The organism is Mycobacterium shigaense (assembly GCF_002356315.1).
Classification (GTDB): domain Bacteria; phylum Actinomycetota; class Actinomycetes; order Mycobacteriales; family Mycobacteriaceae; genus Mycobacterium; species Mycobacterium shigaense.
In genome coordinates this window covers 1,784,958-1,810,562 of record NZ_AP018164.1, presented here as the reverse complement: position 1 = coordinate 1,810,562, position 25,605 = coordinate 1,784,958, and the positions used below count along the sequence as shown (strand labels likewise).

Sequence of the window (25,605 nt, the reverse complement as noted above, 5' to 3'; positions counted from 1 at the left end):
CTACCTTTCGCCCGACTCAGGCCACGCTGCGCACGGCGTGCATCAGCTGGTCGGCGTGCAGCTGCTCGAGCCTTATCAGCGGCGCCCCGAGCTGGCCGGCCAGCTGGCCGGCCAATCCCAGCCGCACGTACGAGGTTTCACAATCCACCACGACCGCGGCCGCGCCCTCGGCAACCAGCCGAGCGGCGGCGAAGCGACTGCGCCCCAACGGGTCCGGCCCGGCGGTAGCCCGGCCGTCGGTGAGCACCACTACCAGCGGGCGCCGTGCCCGGTCGCGTGCCCGCTCTCGCACAATCAGCTCGCGCGCGGCCAACAGACCCTCGGCCAGCGGGGTCTTGCCGCCGGTATCGAACCGGGAAAGCCGGCGCCCCGCAATGTATGCCGACGACGTCGGCGGCAGCACCAGCCGAGCCTGCTGCCCGCGGAACGTGATGACCGCGACCTTGTCGCGGCGCTGGTAGGCGTCGCGCAGCAGCGACAGGGCGGCGCCGCCAACCGCGGCCATCCGATCCCGCGCGGCCATCGAGCCCGACGCGTCGACGACGAAGATCACCAGATTGCCTTCGCGCCCTTCCCGAATGGCTCGGCGCACGTCGTCCGGGCCGGGCCGCAACGGCCCGGGCCCGGCGTGCTCGGCGGCCGACAGCAGTGTGGCGAACAGGTGCAGCCCATGCGCGCCGGCGTCGCTGCCGTCGGCGGCGGCCACCACGCTGCCGGAGCTGTTGCGCGCGCGGGATCGCCGGCCCGGTGCGCCCTCCCCGACCCCCGGCACGGTCAGCGCCCGGGTGCGGAAGGTCTGCGCCGGGGGCGCACTGGGCCGGGCCGAAGGCGGCCGTGCGGATCCCGAATGCTGTTGCAGTGATTCGTGTTCCGTCCCCGTGGCTGATCCGCCGCCGGGCGGATCCGGATCCGGCCGCGGGTCCTCCGACGCGCCGGTCTGCTCGAGCGCCGCGTCCAGCTGGTCGCGGTCGATGCCCGGGTCGTCGAACGGGTCGCGGCGGCGGCGATGCGGCAATGCCAGCTCGGCGGCCACCCGGATGTCCTGCTCTTCGACCTGGCCGGCGCCGCGCCAGGCGGCGTGCGCGACGGCGGTGCGCGCCACCACCAGATCGGCGCGCATCCCATCGACGTCGAAGGCCGCGCACAGCGCGGCGATGCGACGTAACTCGTTGTCGCCCAGCACCACATCGCCGACGAGGGCGCGGGCCTCGGCGATCTGCCGGGCCAGCTCGGCGTCGTCGGCGGCATAACGCAGGGCGAAACCGTCCGGGTCGGCCTCATAGGCCAGCCGCTGGCGGATCACCTCCACCCGCACGTCGACGTCGCGCGAAGCGTGCACGTCGACGGTGAGGCCGAACCGGTCCAGCAGTTGCGGGCGCAACTCGCCCTCCTCCGGGTTCATGGTGCCGATCAGCACGAACCGGGCCTCATGCGAGTGGGAGATGCCGTCGCGTTCGACGTGCACCCGGCCCATCGCCGCCGCGTCGAGCAGAACGTCCACCAGGTGGTCATGCAGCAGGTTGACCTCGTCGACGTAGAGCACGCCGCCGTGGGCGCGGGCCAGCAAGCCCGGCGAGAACGCGTGCTCGCCGTCGCGCAGCACCCGCTGCAGATCCAGCGAGCCGACCACCCGGTCTTCGGTAGCACCCAAAGGCATTTCGACCAGGCCGGCACCCTCTGCTCCGGTGGCGGCGGACAGCAGGGCGGCCAGTCCGCGCACGGCCGTCGATTTGGCGGTGCCCTTCTCGCCGCGGATCAGCGCGCCGCCGATCTCCGGGCGCACTGCGCACAGCAGCAGGGCCAGGCGCAGCTGCTCGTGGCCGACGATCGCGCTGAAGGGGTAGGGCTTCACGGCTTTGCCGCCAGACCGGAGCCCGGCCGCAGCATCGGGACGTGCGGGACGCCGTCGTCGACGAAGTCCTCGCCGTCGCGCACGAACCCGTGCCGGGCATACATCTCGGCCAGATACGTCTGCGCGTTGATGCGGCACGGGTAGTGGCCGACCTCGGCCAGCGCGGCGCGCAGCAACCGGGTGGTATGGCCCTGACCGCGGGCGCTGCGTTTGGTGCACAGCCGGCCGATCCGGAAGGCCTTCTGCCCGCCGGCGTGCTCCTCCATCAGGCGCAGCGTGCAGATCACCTCCCCGCCGGATGTCTCCAGCCAGAAGTGGCGGGTCTCGGGCAGCAGATCGCGGCCGTCCAGCTCCGGATACGGGATCGCCTGTTCGACCACGAACACCTCGACCCTTAGCTTCAGTAGCTCGTAAAGCGTTGGCACATCGAGATCTTGGGCCCACACGCGCCGCAAAGCCTCTGTCATGACACGCCTGTCTTCAACATCTTCGATCCCCATGACCACACCTCGTCGAATAACGCCGGTTCGTCGGATAGCTTGGCGCCCAGTGATGGAACCATCTCCTTGAGGATCGGTAGCCACGCCTGGTAGCGGTGGGAAAAACATCGCCGCAGCACATCGAGCGCGATCGGCACCGCGGTCGAGGCGCCAGGAGAGCCGCCGAGCATTCCCGCGATGCTGCCGTCCGCCGAACCCACCACGGTGGTGCTGAACTCGAGCACCCCGCACTTGCGCCGGTCCCGGCGAATTACCTGCACGCGCTGACCGGCCGCCATCAGCTCCCAGTCCGAATCGGCCGCGCCCGGCGAGAATTCGCGCAGCACGCGAACCCGGTCGGCGTGGGTGAGGCGCAGCTGGCCGATCAAGTATTTGACCAACATCCGCTCCGTGAATCCGACACCCAGCATGGATAACACGTTGTCCGGCTTGATCGATCGGGCCAGATCGGTGCGGCGGCCATACTTCAGGAACTTGGGCGACCAGCCGGCGTAGGGCCCGAACACCAGCCAGGACTTGCCGCTGACGAATCGCAGATCCAGATGCAGCGCCCCCAGTGGCGGGGCCCCCGGCGCGGGAGCGCCGTACACCTTGGCCCGATGCGCGGCCGTCAGCGCCGGGTTGTCGGCACGCAGGAACCGGCCGCCGATCGGGAAGCCGGCGAAGCCCCTGGCCTCCGTGATGCCGGACTTCTGCAGCAGCGGAAGCGTGTCACCGCCGGCTCCCAGGAACACGAATTTCGCTGTGATGTTGCGCTTTTCGCGGGTGTGGCGGTTGCGGGTAGTGACGGTCCAGCCGCCGTCGGAGCGCCGGGTCAGGTTGCTCACGTCGTGCCCGAGCAGCAGAGTGGCGCCGTGGCGCACGCTGAAGCCGACGAGTTGTCTTGACAGCGAACCGAAGTCGACGTCGGTGCCGTCGGCCGCCCAGTTGAGCGCGACGGGCTCGGAGAAGTCGCGCTGGGTCGCCATCAGCGGCAGCCGGCGGGCGAATTCGTCCGGATCGTCGATGAATTCGGTTCCGGCGAACAGCGGATTGCCGGTCAGCGCCGCACGTCGCCGGCGCAGGTAGTCGACGCGATGCGCCCCGTGCACGAAACTCACATGCGGAACGGTGTTGACGAAGCTGCGGTCGGTCAGCACGCCGTTTTCGACGGCGTAGGCCCAGAACTGCCGGGTCACCTGGAACTGCTCGTTGATCGTCACCGCCTTGCTGATGTCGATCGAGCCGTCGGCGCGCTGCGGGGTGTAGTTCAGCTCGCACAGCGCCGAATGGCCGGTGCCGGCGTTGTTCCACGGGCTGCTGCTCTCGGCCCCGACGGCGTCCAGCCGTTCGACGACGGTGATCGACCAGTCCGGCTCCAGCAGCCGCAGCAACGCACCCAGGGTGGCGCTCATGATGCCCGCGCCCACCAGCACGACGTCGACGCGCGCGGTCCCTACGTCTGACACCGGGTCGTTAATCCTCTCCTCGGCGGCTTCGCCGGTCCCAGGTTATCCCGAACGGGGTGACCGGGCCGACCTGCGCCGCCCGCTCCAGCAAGAGCTATAAGCTGGCCCCGTGACTGGCTGGGAGCCCGACGTCCTGCCCGGCTACTGGCAGTGCACGATTCCGCTCGGGCCCGATCCCGCCGGCGAGGGCGACATCGCCGCGACCCTGATCCGCCGCGGACCCGAGGCCGCCGCCCGGCATGCCGTCCTGACGGTGCACGGGTATACCGACTACTTCTTCAACACCGCACTGGGCGAGCACTTCGCCAACCGCGGCTTCGACTTCTACGCACTGGACCTGCAAAAGTGCGGCCGCTCGCACCGCGACGGCCAGACGCCCCACTTCATCACCGACCTGGCTCACTACGACGCGGAGCTGGAACGCGCCCTGGCCATCATCGGCGAGCCGGCCCGTCCCGGCCACCCCGTCCGGGTCCTGGTGTACGGCCACTCGGCCGGCGGGCTCATCGTGTCGCTGTGGCTGGACCGGCTGCGCCGCCAGCGACCCGGCGCCCACGCCGGTGTCGGCGGCCTGGTGCTCAACAGCCCGTTTCTGGATTTGCACGGCCCGATGGTGGTCCGGCTGCCCGTGACCACCGCGATGATCGGCGGCCTGTCGCGGGTGCGCTCCAAGGGCGTGCTCCGGCCGTCCAGCAAGGGCGGTTACGGCAACACCCTGCACCGTGATTTCGACGGCGAGTTCGACTACAACCTGCAGTGGAAGCCGTTGGGCGGCTTCCCCATCACGTTCGGCTGGCTGCACGCCGTGCGCCGCGGCCAGCGCAGGCTGCATCGCGGCCTCGATGTCGGGGTGCCGAATTTGATCCTGCGCTCGGATCACAGCGTGCACCGGCTCACCGACCCCGAGACCATGCACCGCGGTGACGCCGTGCTCGACGTCACCCAGATCGCCCGGTGGGCCGGCTGCATCGGCGACCGCAGCACGGTCGTTCCCGTGGTCGATGCCAAGCACGACGTGTTCCTGTCGCTGCCGGAACCCCGCGAGGTCGCCTACCGCGAACTCGACCGCTGGCTGGACGGCTACCTGAGCACCGCCGGCGCGCCGGCGGCGTCCGGCAAGGCGGGATGAGCGTGCCGACCTACGACATCGCGATCATCGGGGCCGGTTCGGGCAACAGCATTCTCGACGACCGGTTCGCCGGTAAGCGAGTCGCGATCTGCGAGCAGGACACCTTCGGCGGGACCTGCCTGAACGTCGGATGCATCCCGACGAAGATGTTCGTCTACGCCGCCGAGGTCGCCCAGGCGGTCCGCGAGGCGGCGCGCTACGGCGTCGATGCGCGCATCGACCGGGTGCGCTGGGACGACATCGTCTCGCGCGTCTTCGGACGCATCGATCCGATCGGGGTCAGCGGCGAGGACTATCGAAGTTCCGCGCCCAACATCGACGTCTACAAGCAGCACACCCGCTTCGGTCCCGTTGCGGCCGACGGGCGCTACCTGCTGCGCACCGATGCCGGCGACGAGTTCACGGCCGACCGGGTGGTGATCGCCGCGGGGGCGCGGGCGGTGGTTCCGCCGGTGATCCTGGACTGCGGCGCCCGGTACTACACCAGCGACACGATCATGCGGATCGCCGAATTGCCAGCGCATTTGGTGATCGTCGGGGGCGGGTTCGTGGCGGCCGAATTCGCGCACATCTTCTCCTCGCTGGGCAGCCGAGTCACCCTGGTGGTGCGCGGCTCGGGCCTGCTGCGGCACTGCGACGACACCGTGTGCAAGCGCTTCACCCGCATCGCCTCGAACAAATGGGAACTGCACACACACCGCAATGTGGTGGGTGTGCAGAACGACGGTTCGGGCGTCGCGGTGCGCCTCGACGACGGCCGCAGCGTGCACGCCGACGCGCTGCTGGTCGCGACGGGCCGGGTGTCCAACGCCGACCAGCTCGACGCCGAGCAGGCCGGCGTCGCCGTCGCCGACGGTCGGGTGGTGGTCGACGAATACCAAAGGACTTCCGCACGTGGGATTTTCGCCCTCGGCGATGTCTCGTCACCGTATCAGCTCAAGCACGTCGCCAACCACGAGGCGCGCGTGGTGCAACACAACCTGCTGTGCGACTGGGACGACACCGCGGCGATGGCCGTCTCCGATCATCGCTACGTGCCCTCGGCGGTATTCACCGATCCTCAGATCGCCTCCGTCGGGTTGACCGAAAACGAGGCCATTGCACAGGGTTTCGATATCTCGGTGAAGATCCAGGATTACGGCGACGTCGCCTACGGCTGGGCGACGGAGGACACCACCGGGATCGTCAAGCTCATCGCCGAGCGCGGCACCGGGCGACTACTGGGCGCACACATCATGGGCCATCAGGCGTCGTCGATCATCCAGCCGCTGATCCAGGCGATGAGCTTCGGACTGCGGGCAGCACAGATGGCCCGTGGTCAATACTGGATTCATCCAGCCCTGGCCGAGGTGGTCGAAAACGCGTTACTGGGCCTGGACTGACTGGCATTGCGGGCACAGGCCGCGCAGCGTCAAGCCGGCCCGCTCCGACAGCGAAAACAAGCTGCCCGCCATCGCGTGCTCGAGCGCGGCGGACAGCCGCCGCGCCGGCACCTCGCTGATCGAGGCGCAGCGCGTGCATACGGCGTGGTGGTGCGGCGCGGTGGCCAGTCCGTAGGTGGTGACACCGTCGTCGAGAGTCAGCGCGTGCAGCACCCCCTGGTCGACCAGGGTGGTCACTGTGCGGTAGATGGTTGCCACGTCGGGCGGCTGGGCGCCATCGGGCAGGCAGCCGCGCACCCGTTCGTGGATCTCCGCCACCGAGAGGTGCCCGTTGACGGGCTCCAGCACCGCCAATACCTGGATCCGCGAGGCCATTCGCCGCAGGCCGCGGGCACGCAGAAACTCCCCGATGCGCTCGGTGACTGCGGGATCAAGAGGCGACGGGTTCGACGTCACGCATTCAGTGTTGCGCCCGATACCGCGGATTGCCAGCGTTCGCGCGCTCGAGTGCCCGCCTTCCTGCAATCAACTTGCATCCAGGGTAAGACCGAACCTACAGTCGATCGCTGTCTGCCCAACGCAGTAAGGACCGTGATGCTGCACAGAGAAGCCGCCCGGCGGTCGTCGTGGTGGCCCGTGGTGCGCCCTGGATTCCGGATCGCCCTGACGCGGCCGGAGTGGCGACGCCTTGCGGTGATGCTGGCACTGATCGTCACCCTGCACGTCATCGGCTGGGGCATCCTGCTGCTGATTGTTGATCCCGCCCGGCTCAGCCTGGGCGGCAAAGCGTTTGGCATCGGCATCGGGGTGACGGCCTACACCCTGGGCCTGCGGCACGCATTCGACGCCGACCACATCGCCGCCATCGACAACACCACCCGCAAGCTGATGAGCGACGGGCAACGCCCCCTAGCCGTCGGGTTCTTCTTCTCGCTGGGCCACTCCACCGTCGTATTCGCACTCGCGGTACTGCTGGCAACCGGGGTCAGGGCGATCATCGGACCGGTCGAAGACGATTCCTCGGCGCTGCACCACTACACCGGCCTGATCGGCACCAGCGTCTCGGGCGTGTTCCTCTACGTGATCGCCATCCTCAATCTGATGGTGCTGATCGGAATCCTGCGGGCCTTTGTCCGGTTGCGCCGCGGCGACTACGACTCCCAAACCATGGCCGCCGAACTCGAACAGCATCTGAACAATCGCGGCCTACTCAACCGGGCCCTCGGCCGCTTCACCCGATCGATCACCCGCTCCTGGCATTGCTATCCGATCGGATTGCTGTTCGGCCTGGGTTTTGACACCGCCACCGAGATCGCACTACTGGTACTGGCCGGCACCAGCGCCGCAGCCGGACTGCCCTGGTATGCCATCATGTGCCTGCCCGTGCTGTTCACCGCCGGTATGTGCCTGCTGGACACCATCGACGGCTCGTTCATGAACTTCGCCTACGGCTGGGCCCTGTCCAACCCAGTGCGCAAGATCTACTACAACATCGCCATCACCGGCCTGTCGATCGCAGTCGCGCTGCTCATCGGCAGCGTCGAACTGCTCGACCTATTCGCGGGCCAACTGGGCTGGCAAGGCCCGTTCTGGGACTGGCTGGCCAGCCTGGACCTCAACACCCTCGGCTTCATCGTCGTCGGCCTGTTCCTATTCACCTGGGCAACCGCACTGCTGGTCTGGCGATACGCCCGCATCGAAGAAAAGTGGTCACCCGCCGAGAGTTAAGACCGGCGGCTGTCGCGTGGGACCATGGGCCCGTGCCCGGCTCGATCCGCGATGTGCTGCCGTCGGCGGCCGCCCTACTCGGGGTCCCGGGCGCGGTCGACGCGCTCGGGCTGACGGAATCGGTCACCGAGCAGATCGATCGCGTCGCGGTCGTCCTGGTCGACGGACTCGGCTGGCACCTGCTACCGCGGTTGGCGGGCAGCGCGCCGTTGCTGGCGTCCGTCTGGACCGGCGGCGCGGGCCGGCTGACCGAGCTCGCCTGCACGTTCCCGTCCACCACGCCGAGCAGCCTGGTGTCGCTGGGTACCGGCGCGCAGCCCGGCGAACACGGGATCCTGGGCTTCACGCTCAATGTGCCCGGCACCGATCGCGTGCTCACCCACATCCACTGGCGCGACGACCCGCCGTACGCCGAATGGCAGCCGCTGCCAACCTGGTTCGAGCGGCTGAGCCGCAGCGGGGTCGCCGCGCGGGCGGTGCTGCCGGCCTACTTCCTGGGCAGCGGGCTGACCGACGCGGCGTACCGCGGCGCCGACTTTCGCCCGGTCGACCCGGCCGCCGACTACGCCCAGCACATCATCGACGAGCTGCGCGCGGCGCCCGGTCTGATCTACGGCTACACCGCCGAACTGGACACCGCCGCGCATGTGTTCGGCATCGGATCGCCGTTCTGGCACGAGGCGGGCGCCCGCGTCGACGCGCTGCTCACCCGGATCGTCGACGCGTTGCCGGCCAACGCCGCGCTGCTGGTGACGGCCGATCACGGCGGACTCAACGTGCCGCCGGAGGCCCGCATCGACCTGGACGCCGATCCGCGGCTGAGCGCCGGCGTGCGGGTGGTCGCCGGCGAGGCCCGGGTGCGCTACCTGCACACCGAGCCGGGCGCCGCGGCCGACGTGCGCGCAGCCTGGGCGGAGCTGTTGGGCGACCGGGCGCGGGTGTACAGCCGCGGGCAGGCGGTGGCCGCCGGGATGTTCGGGCCGGTCGACCCCCGGCACCTGGCGCGCATCGGCGACGTCGTCGTGGTGTGCAGCGGCGATGCCGCGGTGCTGGCCACCGCACACGAATCGCCGGAAATGGCGCAGCTCGTCGGCTTCCACGGCGGCGACACCCCGGCCGAGACGGCGATTCCGCTGATCGTGTTGTGACTTCCAACGTGGCCGGGCCCGCGAACGCGGCCGTCGAAGCGGTGTGACGGCAGGCCTAGGCTTATCGGCTGCCGGCGTACAACCGGGCGGCGTGCACCACCGCCTCGAACAGCCGCAGGTCGTCCGGCGTCTGCTCCGGATGCCACTGCACGGCCAGGACGAAGTCGTCGCCGGGCAGCTCGAGCGCCTCGACCACGCCGTCGCCATCCCGCGCGCTGACCACCAACGACTCGCCGACCTTGTCGATGGCCTGATGGTGATAGCAGGAGGCGATGGCCGACTCCCCGATCAGTCCGGCCAGCCGGGTGCCCGGCACGGTGCCGACCGGCAGCCGGTTGAAGATCCCGTTGCCGGCCCGATGTCCGTTGTGCCCCAGGACATCCGGTAGGTGCTGGTGCAGAGTGCCGCCGAAGGCGACGTTGAGCACCTGCGCGCCGCGGCAGATGCCCAGCACCGGCAGCCCGCGGTCCAGCGCGCCACGCAACAGCGCGAATTCCCAGGCATCGCGGTCGGCGCGGGGCGTGTCGGTCGTCGAATGCGGTTGCTGCCCATAGGCGGCGGGGTCCAGGTCGTAACCGCCGGTGATCACCAGGGCGTCCAGGCCGTCCAGCACCGAGCCGACGACCCCGTCGTCCACCGGCTGCGGCGGCAGCAACACCGCGATGCCGCCGGCCGAGTTGACGCCCTGGAAATAGTCGGCGGGCAGGTACCCGGCGGAGAGGTCCCAGATCCCGGTGCGCACCTGTTCCAGGTAACTGGTCAGGCCCACCACCGGGCGCTGCGGGTCGAGACCCTCCGGCTCAGCGTTCAAACCCACGGGCCCCGGTTTACCAGGTGCTGGTGCGCAACACGATCTCGGCCGCCAACTGCGCCGTCGATTCTTGCGCGTTGCGCCGGGTGAGCAGGTCGACCGTGCGGTACTCGGAGTAGACGTAGCGCTGACTGTCGCGGGCCACGTTGCGGGCGGCCGGCGAGCTGACCAACACGGTCGTGCCGACCTCCACCGGCGGGCATTGCTCGTCGCGCACCACGCCGTTGCGGTCGGCCACCCGCGGGTGGCCGCGGTCGACGGCCACCAGGCCGACGAACCGGCCGATCCGGGTCGCCGCGAGTTGCCAGGCCAATTCGCCGCCGGCGCGGTCACCGACAACCACCGCCCAGCTGATGCCCAGCGCGTCGAGGATGCCGACCACCGACTTGGGGGTCAGCCGCGGGTCGAAGCCGATCACGACGGTGCGCAGGGAGGCGGTGTGCAGGCGTTCGCAAACCGCCTCGTAGGCGACCAACGGGCGGTCCTCATCGCCCAGGATGATGACGACGACACCCTTTTCTGGACCGGCGAGGTCCACCGGGACGGGAAAGCCGTCGAGAGTGGTCATCATCGAAGACACTTACGCACGCTACAGCCAACCGGCCTGGCCGCGCGAGGTTTCCATGCGTTATCCGGATCGCAGCCTGCTCGCGACGTGCGGCCGCTGCGGCGGCGGGCCGTCGAGGAGGCCGAGCACCGCGTCGGTGTCCAGGTGCGCGGCCAACAGGTCGGCGACCCGATCCAGCTGGGCGTCGCGGCGGCCGGCGACGTCGGTGTCGGCGGCAACGACGAACCCGGTCCGGCCGGCGGCGTCGGCGACGCGGGTGAGCCAGGCGCGCCGGAAGTCGTCGTTGTCGAGCAGGCCGTGCCAGTGCGTGCCGTAGACGGCACCCCGGTGGATGCCGTGCGGCTGCGCCTCGACATCGAACCAGCTCGCCGCACCGCACCGGGTCAGCCGGCCGTAGTGGATCTCGTACCCGGTGAGCGGGCGCTGCCAGCTGCGCAGCGTCTTGACGTCGCCGAAGGCGATGTCGGCGTCCAGCAGCCCCAGCCCGGCGACCTCGCCGCGTCGGGACTCCACCGTGTCGGTGATGTTCCGGCACAGCATCTGCATGCCGCCGCAGATGCCGAGCACCGGCCCGCCGGACGCGGCATGCCCGGCGATGGCCGCGGCCAGCCCGCGCTCGCGCAGCCAGGCCAGGTCGGCGACGGTGGCCTTGCTGCCCGGCAGCACGATCAGGTCGGCGTCGGCCACGTCGGCCGGGTCGGTCACCCAGCGCACCAGCACGCCTGGCTCGCAGGCCAGCGCCTCGACATCGGTGGAGTTGGAGATCCGGGGCAGCCGTACCGCAGCCACCCGCAGCCACTCGTCGCCGCGCGGCGGCTCCGGGGTCCCGACGACGCGGTGGGCCAGCACCGACAGCGAGTCCTCGGCATCCAGCCACAGCTCCTCGGCATACGGCAGCACCCCGTAGGTGGGCCGGCCGGTCATGTCGAGCAGCTGCCGCAACCCCGGCTCCAGCAGCGCGGGGTCGCCGCGGAATTTGTTGACGATGAAGCCCGCGATCAGCGCCTGGTCTGCCGCCTCGAGCACCGCTACCGTCCCGAACAGGTGGGCCAGCAGGCCGCCGCGATCGATGTCGCCGACCAGGATCACGGGCAGGTTCCCCGCCCGGGCCAGTCCCATGTTGGCCAGATCGGTTGCGCGCAGGTTGATCTCGGCCGCAGATCCGGCCCCCTCGCAGATCACCGCGTCGAATTCGTCGCGCAGACAAGACAATTCCTCGATGACGACCTTGGCGAGCACGTCGCGGTGCTGCACATAGTCGGCCGCGGAGACCGAGTCCGCGACCTGCCCGCGGATCACCAGCTGCGAGGTCCGGTCGCTGCCCGGTTTCAGCAGGATCGGGTTGAAGCGCACGCTGGGCGCCAGCCCGGCCGCCCTGGCCTGCAGCGCCTGGGCGCGGCCGATTTCGCCGCCGTCGACGGTGACCACCGAATTGTTGGACATGTTCTGCGCCTTGAACGGCGCGACCCGGATTCCGGTGCGGGCCAACAGCCGGCACAGCCCGGCGACCACCACCGATTTGCCCGCGTCGGAGCTGGTCCCCGCGACGAGCAGAGCCCCGCTCACGGCTCCTTACACCTGGGTCAGGATCTCGGCACCGGCGGCGGTGACCAGCAGGGTGTGCTCGAATTGCGCGGTCCACTTGCGGTCCTTGGTGACGACCGTCCAGCCGTCGTCCCAGATCTCGTAGTCCAGCGCACCGAGGTTGATCATCGGTTCGATCGTGAACGTCATGCCCGGCTCGATGATGGTCTCGACGGCGGGCTGGTCGTAGTGCAACACCACCAACCCGTTGTGGAAGGTGGTGCCGATCCCGTGGCCGGTGAAGTCGCGAACGACGTTGTAGCCGAACCGGTTTGCGTATGCCTCGATGACGCGGCCGACGACGGACAGCGCACGCCCGGGCTTGACGGCCTTGATCGCGCGCATCGTCGCCTCGTGCGTGCGCTCGACGAGCAGCCGATGCTCCTCCGAGACATCGCCGGCCAGAAACGTCGCATTGGTGTCGCCGTGCACGCCGTCGATGTACGCGGTGACGTCGATGTTGACGATGTCACCGTCCTGCACCACCGTCGAGTCCGGGATGCCGTGACAGATGACCTCGTTGAGCGACGTGCAGCACGACTTCGGGAATCCCTTGTAGCCCAGCGTCGACGGGTAGGCGCCGTTGTCGACCATGTACTCGTGGGCGATCCGGTCCAGTTCGTCGGTCGTCACGCCCGGCGCGACGGCCTTGCCCGCCTCCTGCAGCGCGGCGGCCGCGATCCGCCCGGCGACGCGCATCTTCTCGATCACTTCCGGTGTCTGCACCCACGGCTCGGTGCCCTCCCTGACGGTGGGCTTCCAGGCGTATTCCGGGCGCGGGATGCGATTGGGCACCGGCAGCGTCGGCGACAACACTCCCGGCGAAAGCGCGGTGCGAGCAGGCATGCCGCCAGCTTAATCGCAGGCGGCGCTGGGCCGCGGGTTCTGCATCGGCGGCTTCGAGGGTGCGCGCTTTTGCGCCGTCAACGCACCGTCAGCGGGCGCGCGGCGGCCAGTGCAGCGAGCGGCGCGGTCCGCGGATGGTCACCGAGCCGCACACCACCCGGCCGGTCAGCACGACGTGCGGCGTTCCCTCGGCCGGTGCGTCCTTGCGGCGGTCGCGGGCGCTGCCGCCGTACACCTGGACGTCGTCGATGGAGGCGCTGGCGCCCTCCGGCAGCCAGATCTCCACCGAGCCGAACCGCATGTCCAGCTCGATCACCACCACCGGCCCCGCGAACCGGGCCTTGGTGAGCTCGAGTTTGACCGAACCGACCCGGCGCACCAGCGCCAGCCGTGTGGGCACGGTCCATTCACCGTGCCGCCGCAGCGAGCCGGCCCAGCCGCGCAACTCCACCCGGTCGGCCGCCGAGGTCACGATCGCGCCCGGACCCGGCAGGTCACCGACCAGGCCGTCCAGCTCGCTGCGGGTGCGCGCGTAGGACACCCGCGACGACCGTTGCTCGAACTCGTTGATATCGATCAGCCCGAGCGCAACCGCGTTGTGCAGTCGCCGCATCGTGCCGTTGCGGTCGGCGTCGGAGACCCGCAGTGACATCGGGGCCACCATGTCCCCGCCGGTTTCCGTCATGTTCGCAATTTACCGCTGTTGCGGCCCGTGGACCGGATGCGCCCGGGGCGTCAGGCCAGGTAGCCCGGGGGCAACGATTCGAACATCACTTTGGTCATCCGGACGGCGTACTCCGAACTGCCTCCCCCGACGATCAGCGATGCGAACGCCAGATCGCCGCGGTACCCCGCGAACCAGGAGTGCGATCCGCCGGGGAACTCGGCCTCACCGGTCTTGCCGTAGATCTCGCCGCAGCCGTTGATCTCCTTGGCGGTCCCGTTGGTCACCACCAGCCGCATCATCGGCCGCAGCGCGTCGACCATCTTCGGGCTGATCGGTGTGTCTGGGACGTCCGGGCCCTCGACCGTCGTCGGCCGGCCGGCGATCAGTTGCGGCACCGGCGTCCTGCCGGCCGCGACGGTGGCCGCCACCAGGGCCATGCCGAACGGGCTGGCCAGCACCCTGCCCTGGCCGAAGCCGTCCTCGGTGCGCTCGGCCAGGTCGACGGTCGGCGGCACCGACCCGGTCACGGTGGTGATGCCGTCGACGGTGTAGTCCAGCCCGATGCCGTAGCGGGTGGCCGCCTGGGTCAGGCCGCGGGGCGGCATCTTGCTGCTCAGCTCGGCGAACGTAGTGTTGCACGAACTGGCGAACGCTCGCGACATCGACACCACGCCGAGGTCGAAGCCGCCGTAGTTCGGGATGGTGCGGTGGCCGATGTCCAGGTGGCCCGGGCAGCCGAGCATGGTGTTGGGCGTGGCCATGTCGCGGTCGATGGCCGCGCCGGCCGTGACCATCTTGAACGTCGACCCGGGCGGAAACAGGCCGTTGGTCGCCGGCAGACCGTCGGCGTCGGCGGCGCCGTTCTGCGCGATCGCGAGGATCTCGCCCGTCGACGGCTTGATCACCACGATCATCGCCTTGCCGCCGCGGGTGTCCACCGCGTGCTGCGCGGCGTTCTGCACCGCGCGGTCAAGGGTGATGGACACCGACGGCGCCGGCGACCCCTCGACCTCGTGCAGCACGGCGACGTCGACGTTGTTCTGGTTGACGCTGACCACCCGCCAGCCCGCCTGGCCGTCGAGCTGGTCGATCACCGCCTTCTTGACCTGGCCGATGACCGCCGACGCGAAATGCGGGTCGGTGGGCAGCATGTCGGCCTGGGGCGTGACGACGATGCCGGGCAGCCGTCCGATGGCGGGAAAGACCTTGTCGTTGTCGGCGGGCAGCAGCGTCACGCCCAAGTCGACCTGGTTGGGTGTCGAGCTGGCCCGCTCGGCGAGCAGCTGCGGGTCGGTGAGCGTGTCGTTGAACGGCCGCAGCACGTCGACGATCATGTGGGTGGTGAAGCTCAGCGATTGCGGCGGTCCGGCCGCGGCGGCGTCCAGCGTGTAGTGATAGCGGTAGCCCGGCGCCAGCACGTCGCTGCCGCCGAGCTCGTTGACCGAGGCCCGCCGCGGCTGATCGGCGCGCAGCGCGAACGTCTGGTGCTCGCCCAGCCGCGGATGCAGATCGGTCGGCGTCCAGCGGACCTCCCAGCGACCTTCGTAGCGCGCCATCTTCAGCTCGCCGTCGTAGTTCCAGGTCCGATTCTTCGGCAGATGCCAGGTGAAGCGGTAGCTGACCGTACCGGTGTCCTCGGCGTACTTCGCGCTCAGGACCTGGGCGTCCAGATGGGTGGCCTGCAGCCCCGACCAGGCGGCGTTGAGCGCCTCGCGGGCGTCGTTGGCGTCGTCGCACAACTGCGCGGCCGTCGCGGTATCCCCGACCGACAGGGCGCGAAAGAACTTGTCGGCCGCCGGCCCCGGGCCGTCGGGCCGCGGCGTGCATCCGGACAGCGCCAGCACCGCCGCGAGCAGCATGCCGGCGGCGACCGAAACAACTGATACAGGTGAGGTTTTTGTGGCCATCGGTGCTGATGTTAGAAACTCCGGCCGCGACACCGGCGCCGACACACCGAGACCCAGCCGTTATGCACGCGCACGTCACGCCAGGGCGAAAAAACGGCCGAAAAATCGTCACCCCGTTACGCCCGCGGGCCGAGGGGCTAGTCGAGCAGCACCGTCGCGAAGGTCCCGACTTCCTCGAAACCCACCCGCGCGTAGGCGGCGCGGGCCACCGCGTTGAAGTTGTTCACGTACAGGCTGGCGATGCGGCCGCTGCCGATGATCACCGCGGCCAGCATCGCTGTGCCCCGCGCGCCCAGGCCCATCCCGCGCCACTCGGGATGTACCCAGACCCCCTGGATCTGGCCCACCCCCGGGGATTGGGACCCGACCTCAGCCTTGAAGACGACCTGACCGCGCTCGAAGCGTGCCCAGGCGCGGCCGGCGGCGATCAGGCTGGCCACCCGGCGGCGGTAACCGCGGCCGCCGTCACCGAGCCGCGGGTCGACGCCGACCTCGCCGATGAACATGTCGACCGCGGCCACCAGGTAGGCGTCCAGCTCCTCGGGCCGCACCTGGCGCACCTCGGCGTCGAGCTCACACCGCGGGTGGGTGGCCAGCGCCATCAGCGGTTGGTTGGCGCGCACGTCGCGGGCCGGGCCCCAGGCCGGCTCGAGCCGCTGCCACATCGGCATCACCAGCTCCGCCCGGCCGACCAGCGACGAACACCGCCGGGTCGCGCTCATCGCCTCGTCGGCGAAGGCATTCAGATCGTCCGGTCCGCCGCGCAGCGGGATGAGGTTGGCGCCGGCGAAGCACAGCGACTCCTGCGCGCCGCGCCGCGTCCACAGCTCCCCGCCGATGGCGTTGGGCTCGATACCGTGATCGGCGACGCGGGACGCGACCATGCACGACCCGATCGGATCGTCGGTGAACACCCGCCAGACGGCGGCGGCATCACGCACCACGGACACCCGTCGGTCGCCGACCAGGCGAAAGAGGGGCGGAGCCGACATGGGGCGAACTCTCTGTGGGGTGACTCGAAGGCCCGCAGCAGCGAACCGGCAATCATCAGCTTACGGTCACAATCGGCGAACCGCTCGCTGTTGTTTCAGGACCGTGATCGCTGTCCATCGCCATGCCCATTTCAGCGGCGAGCCGCTGAGCCTCTTCGATCAGCGTCTCCACGATCTGAGCCTCGGGCACGGTCTTGATGACCTCGCCGCGCACGAAGATCTGGCCCTTGCCGTTTCCGGACGCGACGCCCAGGTCGGCCTCGCGGGCCTCGCCGGGTCCGTTGACGACGCAGCCCATCACGGCGACCCGCAGCGGCACGTCGAGGCCGTCCAGCCCCGCGGAGACGGCGTTGGCCAGGGTGTAGACGTCGACCTGCGCACGCCCGCACGACGGGCAGGACACGATCTCGAGCCCGCGCGGCCGCAGGTTCAGCGATTCGAGGATCTGGATGCCGACCTTGACTTCCTCGACCGGCGGCGCCGACAGCGACACCCGGATGGTGTCGCCGATGCCGCGGCTCAGCAGCGCGCCGAAGGCGACCGCGGACTTGATGGTGCCCTGGAACGCGGGCCCGGCCTCGGTGACGCCGAGGTGCAGCGGGTAGTCGCACCGGGCGGCCAGCTGCTCGTAGGCGGCGACCATCACGACGGGGTCGTTGTGCTTGACGCTGATCTTGATGTCGCCGAAACCGTGCTCCTCGAACAGCGAGGCCTCCCACAACGCCGACTCGACCAGTGCCTCGGGCGTGGCCTTGCCGTACTTCTCCATGAACCGCTTGTCCAGCGACCCGGCGTTGACGCCGATGCGGATCGGGATGCCCGCGGCGGCCGCGGCCTTGGCCACCTCGCCGACCCGGCCGTCGAACTCCTTGATGTTGCCCGGATTCACCCGCACCGCGGCGCAGCCGGCGTTGATCGCGGCGAAGATGTACTTCGGCTGGAAGTGGATGTCGGCGATCACCGGGATCTGGCTGTGCCGGGCGATCTCGGCCAGCGCGTCGGCGTCCTCCTGGCGCGGGCAGGCCACCCGGACGATGTCGCAGCCGGCCGCGGTGAGCTCCGCGATCTGCTGCAGCGTCGAGTTGACGTCGTGGGTCTTGGTGGTGCACATCGACTGCACCGAGATGGGATGGTCACTGCCGACCCCCACGTCGCGGACCATCAGTTGGCGGGTGGTGCGCCGGGGGGCAAGCGTGGGCGCGGGTGCCTCCGGCATGCCCAAGCCAATCGTCACTGTTCCCCCTTTCGATCGTTTACTGGAAGAGCCGGATCGGGTTCACCAGATCGGCGGTCACCGTCAGCAGCATGTACCCGACCACGAACACCAGGACCACGTAGGTCGCCGGCATCAGCTTGAGGTAGTTCACCGGCGCCGCGGCGACCAGGCCCCGGGTGGACCGGATGACGTTGCGGATCTTCTCGAACACCGCGATCGCGATGTGGCCGCCGTCGAACGGCAGCAGCGGCACCAGGTTGATCGCCCCCAGGATGAGGTTCAACTGGGCCAGGAAGAACCAGAACGCCACCCACAGCCCGTGGTCGACGGTGTCGCCGCCGATGATGCTGGCCCCCACCACGCTGATCGGTGTCTGCGGATCACGCTGCCCGCCCCCGATGGCGTGCACCAGCGCGCCGACCTTCGACGGGATCGCGACCAGCGCCTTGCCCACCTCGACGGTCAGCTCGCCGCTGAAGGCGACGGTGGCCGGGATGGCCGACAGCACGCCGTAGCGGGTGGGGGCGAGATGGACGGGGGCCACCCCGATGGCGCCGACCGTGGACGGCTGGTTCGGGCCGCCCTGCCCATTGGCGCCACTGACGCCGTAGCGCTGGACGGGCGTGACGTCGACGTAGGTGGTGACCGGGTTGCCGTTGCGTTGGACGACGATCGGGATGATGCCGTGCGCCTTCCGCACGGCGGCGGCCATGTCCTCGAAGGTGGACACCGGGGTGCCCCCGACCTTGACGACGACGTCGCCGGCGCGAATTCCGGCCAGCGCGGCCGGTCCCGGCCCGGCGCAGGTACCGAACTTTCCGGGGGCGATTTCGGCTGGGGCGCAGGCGGTTTCGCCGATGACGGCCTGGGTCGGCGGGTGCAGGTTGGGCAGGCCCCAGATCAGCGCGATGGCGTAGAGCAGCACCAGGCAGATGACGAAGTTCATGCCCGGGCCGGCGAACAGCACCGCGACCCGCTTCCAGGTCTTCTGCTTGTACATGGCCCGCTCGCCCTCGTCGGGTGCCAGGTCCTCGACGGGCGTCATCCCGGCGATGTCGCAGAACCCGCCCAGCGGGATGGCCTTGAGCCCGTATTGCGTCTCACCGCGCCGGGTGGACCACAGCGTAGGTCCGAAGCCGACGAAATAGCGGCGCACCTTCATGCCGGTCGCGCGGGCGACCCACATGTGCCCGCACTCATGCAGCGCCACCGAGATGAGGATGGCGAGCGCGAACAGCGCAATGCCGATAGCAAACATGAGGCGCCAGGACCTTTCTGAGACCTTCTCAAACCGTGTGCGGAGCCCTGCTTCAGACTCCTGCGGGGCTCGCGGCTCGCACGACGTGTTGTGCTCGCTCACGCGCCCAGCGCTGCGCGTCTAGTACGTCATCCACGGTAGCGGGTACTTCCCCCAATTGCGGCGCCCATTTGTCCGCGGCGTGCAGCACGTCGGCGATTGTTCTGACAATGGCGCCGAACGTGATCCGCCCCTGCAGGAACGCGGCGGCCGCCTCCTCGTTGGCGGCGTTGTAGACCGCCGTCAGGCAGCCGCCGGTCTCCCCGGCATACCGGGCCAGCTCCACCGCGGGGAAAACCTCGGCGTCGAGCGGTTCGAATTCCCAGCTAGAGGCGGTGCTGAAGTCGCAGGAGGCGGCCGCGCCGGCCACCCGCCGGGGCCAGCCCAGCGCCAGCGAGATCGGCAGCTTCATGTCCGGGGGGCTGGCCTGCGCGATCGTCGAACCGTCGACGAACGTGACCATCGAATGAACAATCGACTGCGGGTGCACCACGACGTCGATGCGGTCGTAGGCAATGCCGAACAGCAGATGCGTCTCGATGAGCTCGAGCCCCTTGTTGACCAGCGACGCCGAGTTCAGCGTGTTCATCGGTCCCATCGACCAGGTCGGGTGGGCGCCGGCTTGCTCGGGCGTGACGGCCTCCAGGTCGGTGGCGGACCAGCCGCGGAACGGCCCGCCGGAGGCGGTCAGCACCAGCTTGGCGACCTCGTCGGGCGCCCCGCCGCGCAGGCACTGGGCCAGCGCGGAGTGCTCGGAGTCGACGGGCACGATCTGGCCTGGCCGCGCCGCCTGCAGCACCAGCGGACCGCCGGCAACCAACGATTCCTTGTTGGCCAGCGCCAGCCGGGCACCCGTCTGCAGGGCGGCCAGCGTCGGCCGCAGGCCCAGGGCCCCGACCAGTGCGTTGAGGACGACGTCGGCCTCGGTCTCCTCGACCAGCCGGGTGACGGCGTCGGGACCGCGGTAGGGGACGTCACCGATGTGCTGCGCGGCGCGCTCGTCGGGCACGGCGATGTTGGTCACGCCCGTCTCGGCGCGCTGGCGTCGCAGCGTCTCGGGGTTTGCCCCGCCGGCCGCCAGCCCGACCACCTCGAAGCGGTCGGGGTTGTCGGCGATGACCTCCAGCGCCTGGGTGCCGATGGAACCGGTGCTGCCCAGCACCAGGACGCGCAGGCGCGCGCCGGGATCGGTGGTCGTCGGGCGGGTCACCCCCTCATTGTGCCGTTTCGGCGCCCCGTGTTCGTAGTCCGCCCGTAGCGCTTTCCGGTGGCGCGCACCGCGAACGGATTTCGAACCCATCCAGGACCGGCGCGACTCCGAATCAATCGTGTCAACCGGGAGGGCGGCGGTAGGCCGCGCCGAGCAAAGGAAGCGAAATTCAATGATGAACGTTCACGCCAAAACGCTCGCGGCTGCGGGTCTCGTAGCGATTGTCATCACGGGCATCGCCGGGTGTTCGAGCAACAAGCCCACGGCTCAGAGCACCCCCAGCACCGCACCCCCTGCCGGCACGGCGTCCTCCGCCATGATGACCGCGACGGCCGACCCGGCGGCCGGCCTGATCGGGTCCGGGTGCTCGGCGTATGCCTCGCAAAACCCCACGGGTCCCGGGTCGGTGGCCGGCATGGCGCAGCACCCGGTCGCGGCGGCGGCGTCGAACAACCCGATGCTGAGCACCCTGACCGCGGCCTTGTCGGGCAAGTTGAACCCGAACGTCAATCTCGTCGACACTCTCAACAACGGGCAATACACGGTGTTTGCGCCGACCAACGCGGCATTCGACAAGCTACCGGCGGCCACCCTGGACAAACTCAAGACGGACTCCGTACTGCTCAAAAGCATCCTGAGCTACCACGTCGTGCAAGGTCAGCTCAGTCCGGCCAAGGTCGACGGCACCCCGGCGACCCTGCAGGGCGCCACAGTGACGGTGGCCGGTCAAGGAAATGACCTCAAGGTCAACGATGCGGGGCTGGTGTGCGGCGGGGTGCACACCGCGAACGCGACCGTGTACATGATCGACACGGTCTTGATGCCGCCCTCGTAAGCCGGTGGCGCAGGCCGGCCGAGGCTGGTGGTCGGCCCTGATTCCCAGGGTCGACCACCAACCCGCGCCTGGGCCGGGTACCAGCGCGGTGCGTATGCCAGAATCTTGACCGGAAGCCAATCCGATTCGAAGGGACGCGCCGTGGCCAGTACCGAGGTCGATCACTACAACGGCGTCGATCCCGCCGAGGTGCCGTCCGCCGCGTGGGGCTGGAGCAAGATCAACATCCGCACCTGGCACGGGCTCGGCGTGTTCATCATCATCTTCCTGCTGGCGATGCTGCGCGGTAACCACATCGGCCACGTCGAAAACGCCTACCTGATCGGCTTCGCCCTGCTCGCCCTCGCGATTCTGGTTCGCGACTGGTGGGGCCGCCGGCGCGGCTGGCTCAAGTAACGCGCCGTAACCCTCCGGTTCGTCACCGCGCCCGGGTGCGTCGCCGCCGGGCCGCCGCGAGCGCGGCGATCACCAGCACCGCCAGCGCGGCGATCCACGGCCAGAGGCCGTGCTGGTGCACCCAGCCCGCCAGCGGGCCTTGCAGCCGCCCGGCCGCGGAGATCACCGCGTCTTGCGGATCGGCGTCGGCGTACAGCAGGCGCAGCTCGTAGAGGCCGTAGTAGCCCACATACAGTCCGACCACGATCAGCAGGAGGCCGCCGATTCGGTTCACCAGCGGCAAGACCCGGCGCAGCCGGTCGGTGAGCGCGGAGCTCGCCGTCACCGCGGCCATGGCCAGCACGCCGACCACCAGGGTCAGGCCCGCGACGTAGGCGAGGTAGATCAGCACGCCGCCGGCGACCGATCCGCCGCGAAAGCCCGCCGCGGTGACCGCCAGGAACGGCGCGATGGTGCAGGACAGCGAGGCGATGGCATAGCTGACGCCGTAGGAGTACATGCCGAGGATCCGTGAGCGCTGCCCGGCCTTCGGCGCCCACCGCGGGCCCAGCGAGCGAGGCGTGAGCGCGGCCAACTCCCTACCCGCGACCAACCAAGCGCCGAGTGCGACGAGCACGATGCCGATCGCGGCCGTCGCGTAGGGCAGATACCGCTGCACCACGCCGGCCGCCGAGATCGTCAGCGCGCCGAACACACCGAACACCGTCAGAAAGCCCAGCGCCATCCCCGCGGTGGCCGCCAAGGCACGCCCGACGCCGCCCAGCGCGCTGCCCTCCCGCTCCCCGCGGACCACCAGCAGCAGGTAGGCCGGCAACATCGCGAAGCCGCAGGGATTCAGAGCGGCCACCAGCCCGGCGGCGAACGCCAGGCCGACGAGGCCCTGGTTCACTTCAGCGCGGCCACCCGGCCGGCCAGATCCTGCTGGGACATGGCCGAGGTGGGGTTGTTGACGAAGGTCGAGCTGCCGTCCGCCCGATAGAACACGTACGCCGGCTGCCACGGCACGTTGTAGCGGGCCCAGATCGAGCCGTCGGCGTCGTTGAGGTTGGTGAAGTTCAGCCCGTACTTGGAGACGAAAGCTTGCTCGTCTCCCACACTCGAATGCCCGGCGATGCCGACGAAGGCCACGCCGGGATTGGCGGCCGCCACCTGGGCGACGCCGGGCGCCTCGGCGTTGCAGAACGGGCAGAACGGCGCCCAGAACCACAGCACCGCCGGCTTGCCCTGCAGGCTGGCGCCGTTGAACGGCGCCCCGGACAGCGTGGTCCCGGTGAAATTCAGGCGTTCGTCGGCGGCCTGGGCGGGCGGCGGAGCGGCCAGCCCGAGGATCAGGGCGGCGGCGAAGAGGGCGGCGGCTATCAGCCGCATGGGCGACAACAGGCGATTCATCATGGCGTTCCTTCTCTGCTGGTCTTGTCTGCTACGACGTGCCGCCCGCCGCCGCGGTTCACTTGCCTTCGGCCGCCAGCTGCCCGCACGCAGCACTGATTTCCCGCCCGCGGGTGTCGCGAACCGTGCAGGAGACGCCTTTGGCGCGAACCCGCCGGACGAACTCCTTCTCGACCGGCTTCGGGCTGGCGTCCCAATCGCTGCCCGGCGTCGGGTTGAGCGGAATCAGGTTCACGTGCACCAGCGGCCCCAGCGCGCCGTGCAGCCGCTCGCCCAGTAGGTCGGCTCGCCACGGCTGGTCGTTGACGTCCCGGATCAAGGCATACTCGACGGAGACCCGCCTGCCCGTGACGTCGCCGTAGTATCGGGCCGCGTCCAGGGCCTCGCTGATCTTCCAGCGGTTGTTGACCGGGACCAGCGTGTCGCGCAGCTCGTCGTCGGGGGCATGCAGCGACAGCGCCAACGTCACCCCGAGCCGCTCGTCGGCGAGCTTGCGGATCGCCGGCGCCAGACCCACCGTCGACACCGTGACGGCGCGGGCCGAGATCCCGAAACCGTGCGGCGGAGCCTCGGTGATGCGCCGCACCGCGGCCAGCACCCTCGCGTAGTTGGCCAGCGGCTCCCCCATCCCCATGAAGACGACGTTGGACAGCCGGTCGGAGAATTCGTCGCGGACCGCGACGGCGGCGGCTCGCACCTGTTCGACGATCTCGGCGGTCGACAGGTTGCGGGTCAGGCCGCCCTGCCCGGTGGCGCAGAACGGACACGCCATCCCGCAGCCGGCCTGCGACGAGATGCACACGGTGTTGCGCTGCGGGTAGCGCATCAGCACCGATTCGAACGTGGTGCCGGCAGGGTCGTTGACGGCGCGCCACAACGTCTTCCGCGTCCGGCCGGCGTCGCAGGTGATCTCGGTGGCCGCCGTGAGCAGATTCGGGAACATCGTCTCGGCGACCGCATCGCGCACGCCGGCCGGAAGGTCGGTCATCTGCCGCGGATCGGCGATCAACCGGCCGTAGTACTGCTGCGCGAGCTGCTTGGCCCGAAACGGCGGCAACCCGAGTTCGGCGACGGCCGACGCGCGCCCCGCCTCGTCGAGGTCGGCCAGATGCCGCGGCGGCAGACCGCGGCGCGGCGCATCGAACACCAATTCTCCGACCATCACGTGTCCAGTATGGCGGTGTCAGGCGGGCAGCAAGGTGAACAGCGTCCAGGCCGCGACCGCCGACGGAAGCACCCCGTCCAGCCGGTCCATCAGACCGCCGTGGCCGGGCAGTAGCCGGCCCATGTCCTTGATGCCGAGGTCGCGCTTGACCTGAGATTCCACCAGATCGCCGAGCGAGCACGTCAGCACCAGCACGACGCCCAGCACGACACCCTCCCACGGGGGCCGGCGGGCCAAAAAGGTGGCGATCAGCAACGCCGAGGTGATCCCGCAGAGCAGCGATCCGGCCAGACCCTCCCAGGACTTCTTGGGGCTGATCATCGGAACCATCAGGTGCTTGCCGAACAACACACCGAACGTGTACCCGCCCACGTCGGAGGCGACGACGGTCATCATCAGGCAGAAAACCCGCGCCGCGCCCTCCTGCGGGTGATAGACCAGCAACGCGGCGAACGAGGCGAACAGCGGGACCCACGCGGTCAGGAAGATGGTCGCCGACGCGTCGCGCAGGTAGTTCGACGGCGGCGGCGGACCGGCCGCCGGATCGTGGTGCCGGCTTTCGTCGTGCATGAACAACCGCCAGAACATGCACACCACGACGGTGGCGCCGAACCCGGCCAACGCGCCCCGGGCACCGTACGGCCAGGTCAGCCACACGGTGACCTGCCCGCCGATCAGCAACGGGATCAGCGGGATGACGTAGCCCGCTTCGCGCAGGCGCCGGACCACCTCGTGGCTGGCGACCAGGATCGCTCCCGCGCACAGGACCACCCAGTACCGCGGCGCGACCAGCAGCGTCACGACGACGAGGCCACCGGTGAACAGGCCCACCGCTATCGCGGCGGGCAGATCGCGTCCCGCCCGCGATGTCTTCTTGGCCCCACGAGCCGATTCGTCGGACTGGGTGCCGGTGCCGGCGTCGGAGGTTGCCACTGACCCGAAAACATAGCTGCTGAGCGGCCGCTAGACCTCCAGCAGCTCGCCTTCTTTGTGCTTGACGAGCTCTTCGATCTGGTTGACGTACTGCTGGGTGGTCTTGTCCAGGTCCTTCTCCGCGCGGCCGACCTCGTCCTCGCCCGCTTCGCCGTCCTTGCGGATGCGGTGCAGCTCCTCCATCGCCTTGCGGCGGATGTTGCGCACCGAGACCTTGGCGTCCTCGCCCTTGCTCTTGGCCTGTTTGACCAGCTCGCGGCGGCGCTCCTCGGTGAGCTGCGGTACGGCCACCCTGATCAGGGTGCCGTCGTTGGTGGGGTTGACACCGAGGTCGGAGTTGCGGATCGCGTTCTCGATCGCGTTCACCTGATTGGCTTCGTACGGCTTGATCACCACCAGGCGGGCTTCGGGGACGTTGATGCTGGCCAGCTGGGTGATCGGGGTGTTGGTGCCGTAGTAGTCGATCACGATCCGGGAGAACATGCCCGGGTTGGCGCGGCCGGTTCGAATGTTGGACAGGTCGTCCCGCGCGACGGTGACGGCCTTTTCCATCTTCTCTTCGGCATCGAAGAGGGCCTCGTCAATCATCTGTGCCTCTCCTC

25 protein-coding genes are annotated in these 25,605 nt (G+C 69.6%); 6 read left to right on the top strand and 19 right to left on the bottom strand.

The genetic code is table 11. The annotated features are described in order from the left end of the window. Positions 1–16 precede the first annotated feature (16 nt). Genes MSG_RS08480 through mqo form a run of 3 tightly spaced genes read right to left on the bottom strand, consistent with a single transcriptional unit; the run spans position 17 to position 3,800 of the window. The gene (locus MSG_RS08480) at positions 17–1,852 is read right to left on the bottom strand and encodes a magnesium chelatase subunit D family protein (RefSeq protein ID WP_096438758.1); all 1,836 of its coding nucleotides are present in this window, start codon (positions 1,850–1,852) and stop codon (positions 17–19) included. Further along, positions 1,849–2,319 (bottom strand): GNAT family N-acetyltransferase, encoded by a 471-nt coding sequence (locus MSG_RS08475; RefSeq protein ID WP_096438756.1) that lies wholly within the window; start codon positions 2,317–2,319, stop codon positions 1,849–1,851. Before MSG_RS08475 ends, MSG_RS08480 begins: the two co-directional genes overlap by 4 nt. Continuing rightward, entirely contained in the window at positions 2,316–3,800 is a 1,485-nt protein-coding gene (mqo, locus tag MSG_RS08470) for a malate dehydrogenase (quinone) (RefSeq protein ID WP_096438754.1), read from the bottom strand. Before mqo ends, MSG_RS08475 begins: the two co-directional genes overlap by 4 nt. A gap of 109 nt (positions 3,801–3,909) precedes the next feature. On the opposite strand from mqo, the gene MSG_RS08465 reads away from it, so the two are divergent. Together MSG_RS08465 and mtr are read left to right on the top strand one after the other, a co-directional pair. Then, positions 3,910–4,929 (top strand): alpha/beta hydrolase, encoded by a 1,020-nt coding sequence (locus MSG_RS08465; protein WP_096438751.1) that lies wholly within the window; start codon positions 3,910–3,912, stop codon positions 4,927–4,929. 2 nt (positions 4,930–4,931) lie between these two features. Continuing rightward, on the top strand, positions 4,932–6,311 hold the full coding sequence (gene mtr, locus MSG_RS08460) for a mycothione reductase (protein ID WP_096444230.1): 1,380 nt from the start codon (positions 4,932–4,934) through the stop codon (positions 6,309–6,311). Here mtr and MSG_RS08455 read toward each other — a convergent pair. Further along, a complete protein-coding gene (locus MSG_RS08455) occupies positions 6,294–6,767 on the bottom strand; it encodes a Fur family transcriptional regulator (RefSeq protein WP_096444232.1) in 474 nt (157 codons plus the stop codon). The two genes, mtr and MSG_RS08455, sit on opposite strands and share 18 nt — an antisense overlap. Positions 6,768–6,905: 138 nt before the next feature. Here MSG_RS08455 and nicT point away from each other — a divergent pair, with 138 nt between their 5' ends. Both nicT and MSG_RS08445 read left to right on the top strand, forming a co-directional pair. Next, positions 6,906–8,039 carry a Nickel transporter NicT gene (gene nicT / locus MSG_RS08450; RefSeq protein ID WP_096438749.1) on the top strand — a complete coding sequence of 378 codons (1,134 nt, stop codon included), beginning with the start codon at positions 6,906–6,908 and terminating at the stop codon, positions 8,037–8,039. A 32-nt stretch (positions 8,040–8,071) separates the two neighbouring features. Next, positions 8,072–9,187 carry an alkaline phosphatase family protein gene (locus MSG_RS08445; RefSeq protein ID WP_096438747.1) on the top strand — a complete coding sequence of 372 codons (1,116 nt, stop codon included), beginning with the start codon at positions 8,072–8,074 and terminating at the stop codon, positions 9,185–9,187. A 61-nt stretch (positions 9,188–9,248) separates the two neighbouring features. On the opposite strand, the gene MSG_RS08440 is transcribed toward MSG_RS08445, so the two are convergent. From MSG_RS08440 to dxr, 10 genes are all read right to left on the bottom strand, one after another. After that, complete coding sequence (locus MSG_RS08440; protein WP_232011195.1) at positions 9,249–10,004, bottom strand: gamma-glutamyl-gamma-aminobutyrate hydrolase family protein; 756 nt, start codon at positions 10,002–10,004, stop codon at positions 9,249–9,251. Between the two features lie 10 nt (positions 10,005–10,014). Further along, the gene (locus tag MSG_RS08435) at positions 10,015–10,569 is read right to left on the bottom strand and encodes an alpha/beta hydrolase (RefSeq protein ID WP_096438743.1); all 555 of its coding nucleotides are present in this window, start codon (positions 10,567–10,569) and stop codon (positions 10,015–10,017) included. A 57-nt stretch (positions 10,570–10,626) separates the two neighbouring features. Next, positions 10,627–12,132 (bottom strand): cobyric acid synthase, encoded by a 1,506-nt coding sequence (locus tag MSG_RS08430; protein ID WP_096438741.1) that lies wholly within the window; start codon positions 12,130–12,132, stop codon positions 10,627–10,629. A 6-nt stretch (positions 12,133–12,138) separates the two neighbouring features. Further along, positions 12,139–12,996 carry a type I methionyl aminopeptidase gene (gene map, locus MSG_RS08425; RefSeq protein ID WP_096438739.1) on the bottom strand — a complete coding sequence of 286 codons (858 nt, stop codon included), beginning with the start codon at positions 12,994–12,996 and terminating at the stop codon, positions 12,139–12,141. Between the two features lie 88 nt (positions 12,997–13,084). Further along, positions 13,085–13,681 carry a DUF1707 SHOCT-like domain-containing protein gene (locus MSG_RS08420; RefSeq protein ID WP_096438737.1) on the bottom strand — a complete coding sequence of 199 codons (597 nt, stop codon included), beginning with the start codon at positions 13,679–13,681 and terminating at the stop codon, positions 13,085–13,087. A 50-nt stretch (positions 13,682–13,731) separates the two neighbouring features. Continuing rightward, complete coding sequence (locus MSG_RS08415; RefSeq protein WP_096438735.1) at positions 13,732–15,570, bottom strand: penicillin-binding transpeptidase domain-containing protein; 1,839 nt, start codon at positions 15,568–15,570, stop codon at positions 13,732–13,734. 137 nt (positions 15,571–15,707) lie between these two features. Further along, entirely contained in the window at positions 15,708–16,562 is an 855-nt protein-coding gene (locus tag MSG_RS08410; protein ID WP_096438733.1) for a GNAT family N-acetyltransferase, read from the bottom strand. Positions 16,563–16,617: 55 nt separating this feature from the next. Further along, a complete protein-coding gene (ispG, locus tag MSG_RS08405) occupies positions 16,618–17,796 on the bottom strand; it encodes a flavodoxin-dependent (E)-4-hydroxy-3-methylbut-2-enyl-diphosphate synthase (protein WP_096438731.1) in 1,179 nt (392 codons plus the stop codon). A 19-nt stretch (positions 17,797–17,815) separates the two neighbouring features. Further along, positions 17,816–19,036, bottom strand: a complete 1,221-nt coding sequence (locus MSG_RS08400) for a M50 family metallopeptidase (RefSeq protein ID WP_096438729.1) — start codon at positions 19,034–19,036, stop codon at positions 17,816–17,818. A 52-nt stretch (positions 19,037–19,088) separates the two neighbouring features. Continuing rightward, entirely contained in the window at positions 19,089–20,285 is a 1,197-nt protein-coding gene (dxr, locus tag MSG_RS08395) for a 1-deoxy-D-xylulose-5-phosphate reductoisomerase (RefSeq protein WP_232011194.1), read from the bottom strand. Between the two features lie 172 nt (positions 20,286–20,457). Between dxr and MSG_RS08390 the strand changes: the two genes are divergently transcribed. Both MSG_RS08390 and MSG_RS08385 read left to right on the top strand, forming a co-directional pair. Continuing rightward, a complete protein-coding gene (locus tag MSG_RS08390; protein ID WP_096438725.1) occupies positions 20,458–21,120 on the top strand; it encodes a fasciclin domain-containing protein in 663 nt (220 codons plus the stop codon). A 141-nt stretch (positions 21,121–21,261) separates the two neighbouring features. Continuing rightward, positions 21,262–21,516, top strand: coding sequence for a DUF2631 domain-containing protein (locus MSG_RS08385; protein WP_096438723.1), 255 nt, complete (start codon positions 21,262–21,264; stop codon positions 21,514–21,516). 22 nt (positions 21,517–21,538) lie between these two features. On the opposite strand, the gene MSG_RS08380 is transcribed toward MSG_RS08385, so the two are convergent. The 5 genes from MSG_RS08380 to frr are packed head-to-tail and all read right to left on the bottom strand — an operon-like array spanning position 21,539 to position 25,591. Continuing rightward, positions 21,539–22,405: a cytochrome c biogenesis CcdA family protein gene (locus MSG_RS08380; RefSeq protein WP_096438721.1), complete on the bottom strand. Its 867-nt coding sequence runs from the start codon at positions 22,403–22,405 to the stop codon at positions 21,539–21,541. Next, positions 22,402–22,908, bottom strand: a complete 507-nt coding sequence (locus MSG_RS08375) for a protein disulfide oxidoreductase (protein WP_096438719.1) — start codon at positions 22,906–22,908, stop codon at positions 22,402–22,404. Before MSG_RS08375 ends, MSG_RS08380 begins: the two co-directional genes overlap by 4 nt. 55 nt (positions 22,909–22,963) lie before the next feature. After that, positions 22,964–24,067 carry a 23S rRNA (adenine(2503)-C(2))-methyltransferase RlmN gene (gene rlmN / locus MSG_RS08370; RefSeq protein WP_096438717.1) on the bottom strand — a complete coding sequence of 368 codons (1,104 nt, stop codon included), beginning with the start codon at positions 24,065–24,067 and terminating at the stop codon, positions 22,964–22,966. 21 nt (positions 24,068–24,088) lie between these two features. Then, the gene (locus MSG_RS08365; protein WP_096438715.1) at positions 24,089–25,003 is read right to left on the bottom strand and encodes a phosphatidate cytidylyltransferase; all 915 of its coding nucleotides are present in this window, start codon (positions 25,001–25,003) and stop codon (positions 24,089–24,091) included. Positions 25,004–25,033: 30 nt separating this feature from the next. After that, a complete protein-coding gene (gene frr, locus MSG_RS08360) occupies positions 25,034–25,591 on the bottom strand; it encodes a ribosome recycling factor (protein ID WP_096438713.1) in 558 nt (185 codons plus the stop codon). Positions 25,592–25,605 lie beyond the last annotated feature (14 nt).

What these genes read in the sequence shown, in the direction of transcription:
- MSG_RS08475 (WP_096438756.1), bottom strand. Translation starts at nt 2,319, where the DNA reads ATGACAGAGGCTTTGCGGCGCGTGTGGGCCCAAGATCTCGATGTGCCA.
- nicT (WP_096438749.1), top strand. Translation starts at nt 6,906, where the DNA reads ATGCTGCACAGAGAAGCCGCCCGGCGGTCGTCGTGGTGGCCCGTGGTG.
- MSG_RS08435 (WP_096438743.1), bottom strand. Translation starts at nt 10,569, where the DNA reads ATGATGACCACTCTCGACGGCTTTCCCGTCCCGGTGGACCTCGCCGGT.
- map (WP_096438739.1), bottom strand. Translation starts at nt 12,996, where the DNA reads ATGCCTGCTCGCACCGCGCTTTCGCCGGGAGTGTTGTCGCCGACGCTG.
- MSG_RS08420 (WP_096438737.1), bottom strand. Translation starts at nt 13,681, where the DNA reads ATGACGGAAACCGGCGGGGACATGGTGGCCCCGATGTCACTGCGGGTC.
- MSG_RS08415 (WP_096438735.1), bottom strand. Translation starts at nt 15,570, where the DNA reads ATGGCCACAAAAACCTCACCTGTATCAGTTGTTTCGGTCGCCGCCGGC.
- MSG_RS08410 (WP_096438733.1), bottom strand. Translation starts at nt 16,562, where the DNA reads ATGTCGGCTCCGCCCCTCTTTCGCCTGGTCGGCGACCGACGGGTGTCC.
- MSG_RS08400 (WP_096438729.1), bottom strand. Translation starts at nt 19,036, where the DNA reads ATGTTTGCTATCGGCATTGCGCTGTTCGCGCTCGCCATCCTCATCTCG.
- MSG_RS08390 (WP_096438725.1), top strand. Translation starts at nt 20,458, where the DNA reads ATGATGAACGTTCACGCCAAAACGCTCGCGGCTGCGGGTCTCGTAGCG.
- MSG_RS08375 (WP_096438719.1), bottom strand. Translation starts at nt 22,908, where the DNA reads ATGATGAATCGCCTGTTGTCGCCCATGCGGCTGATAGCCGCCGCCCTC.
- rlmN (WP_096438717.1), bottom strand. Translation starts at nt 24,067, where the DNA reads ATGGTCGGAGAATTGGTGTTCGATGCGCCGCGCCGCGGTCTGCCGCCG.
- frr (WP_096438713.1), bottom strand. Translation starts at nt 25,591, where the DNA reads ATGATTGACGAGGCCCTCTTCGATGCCGAAGAGAAGATGGAAAAGGCC.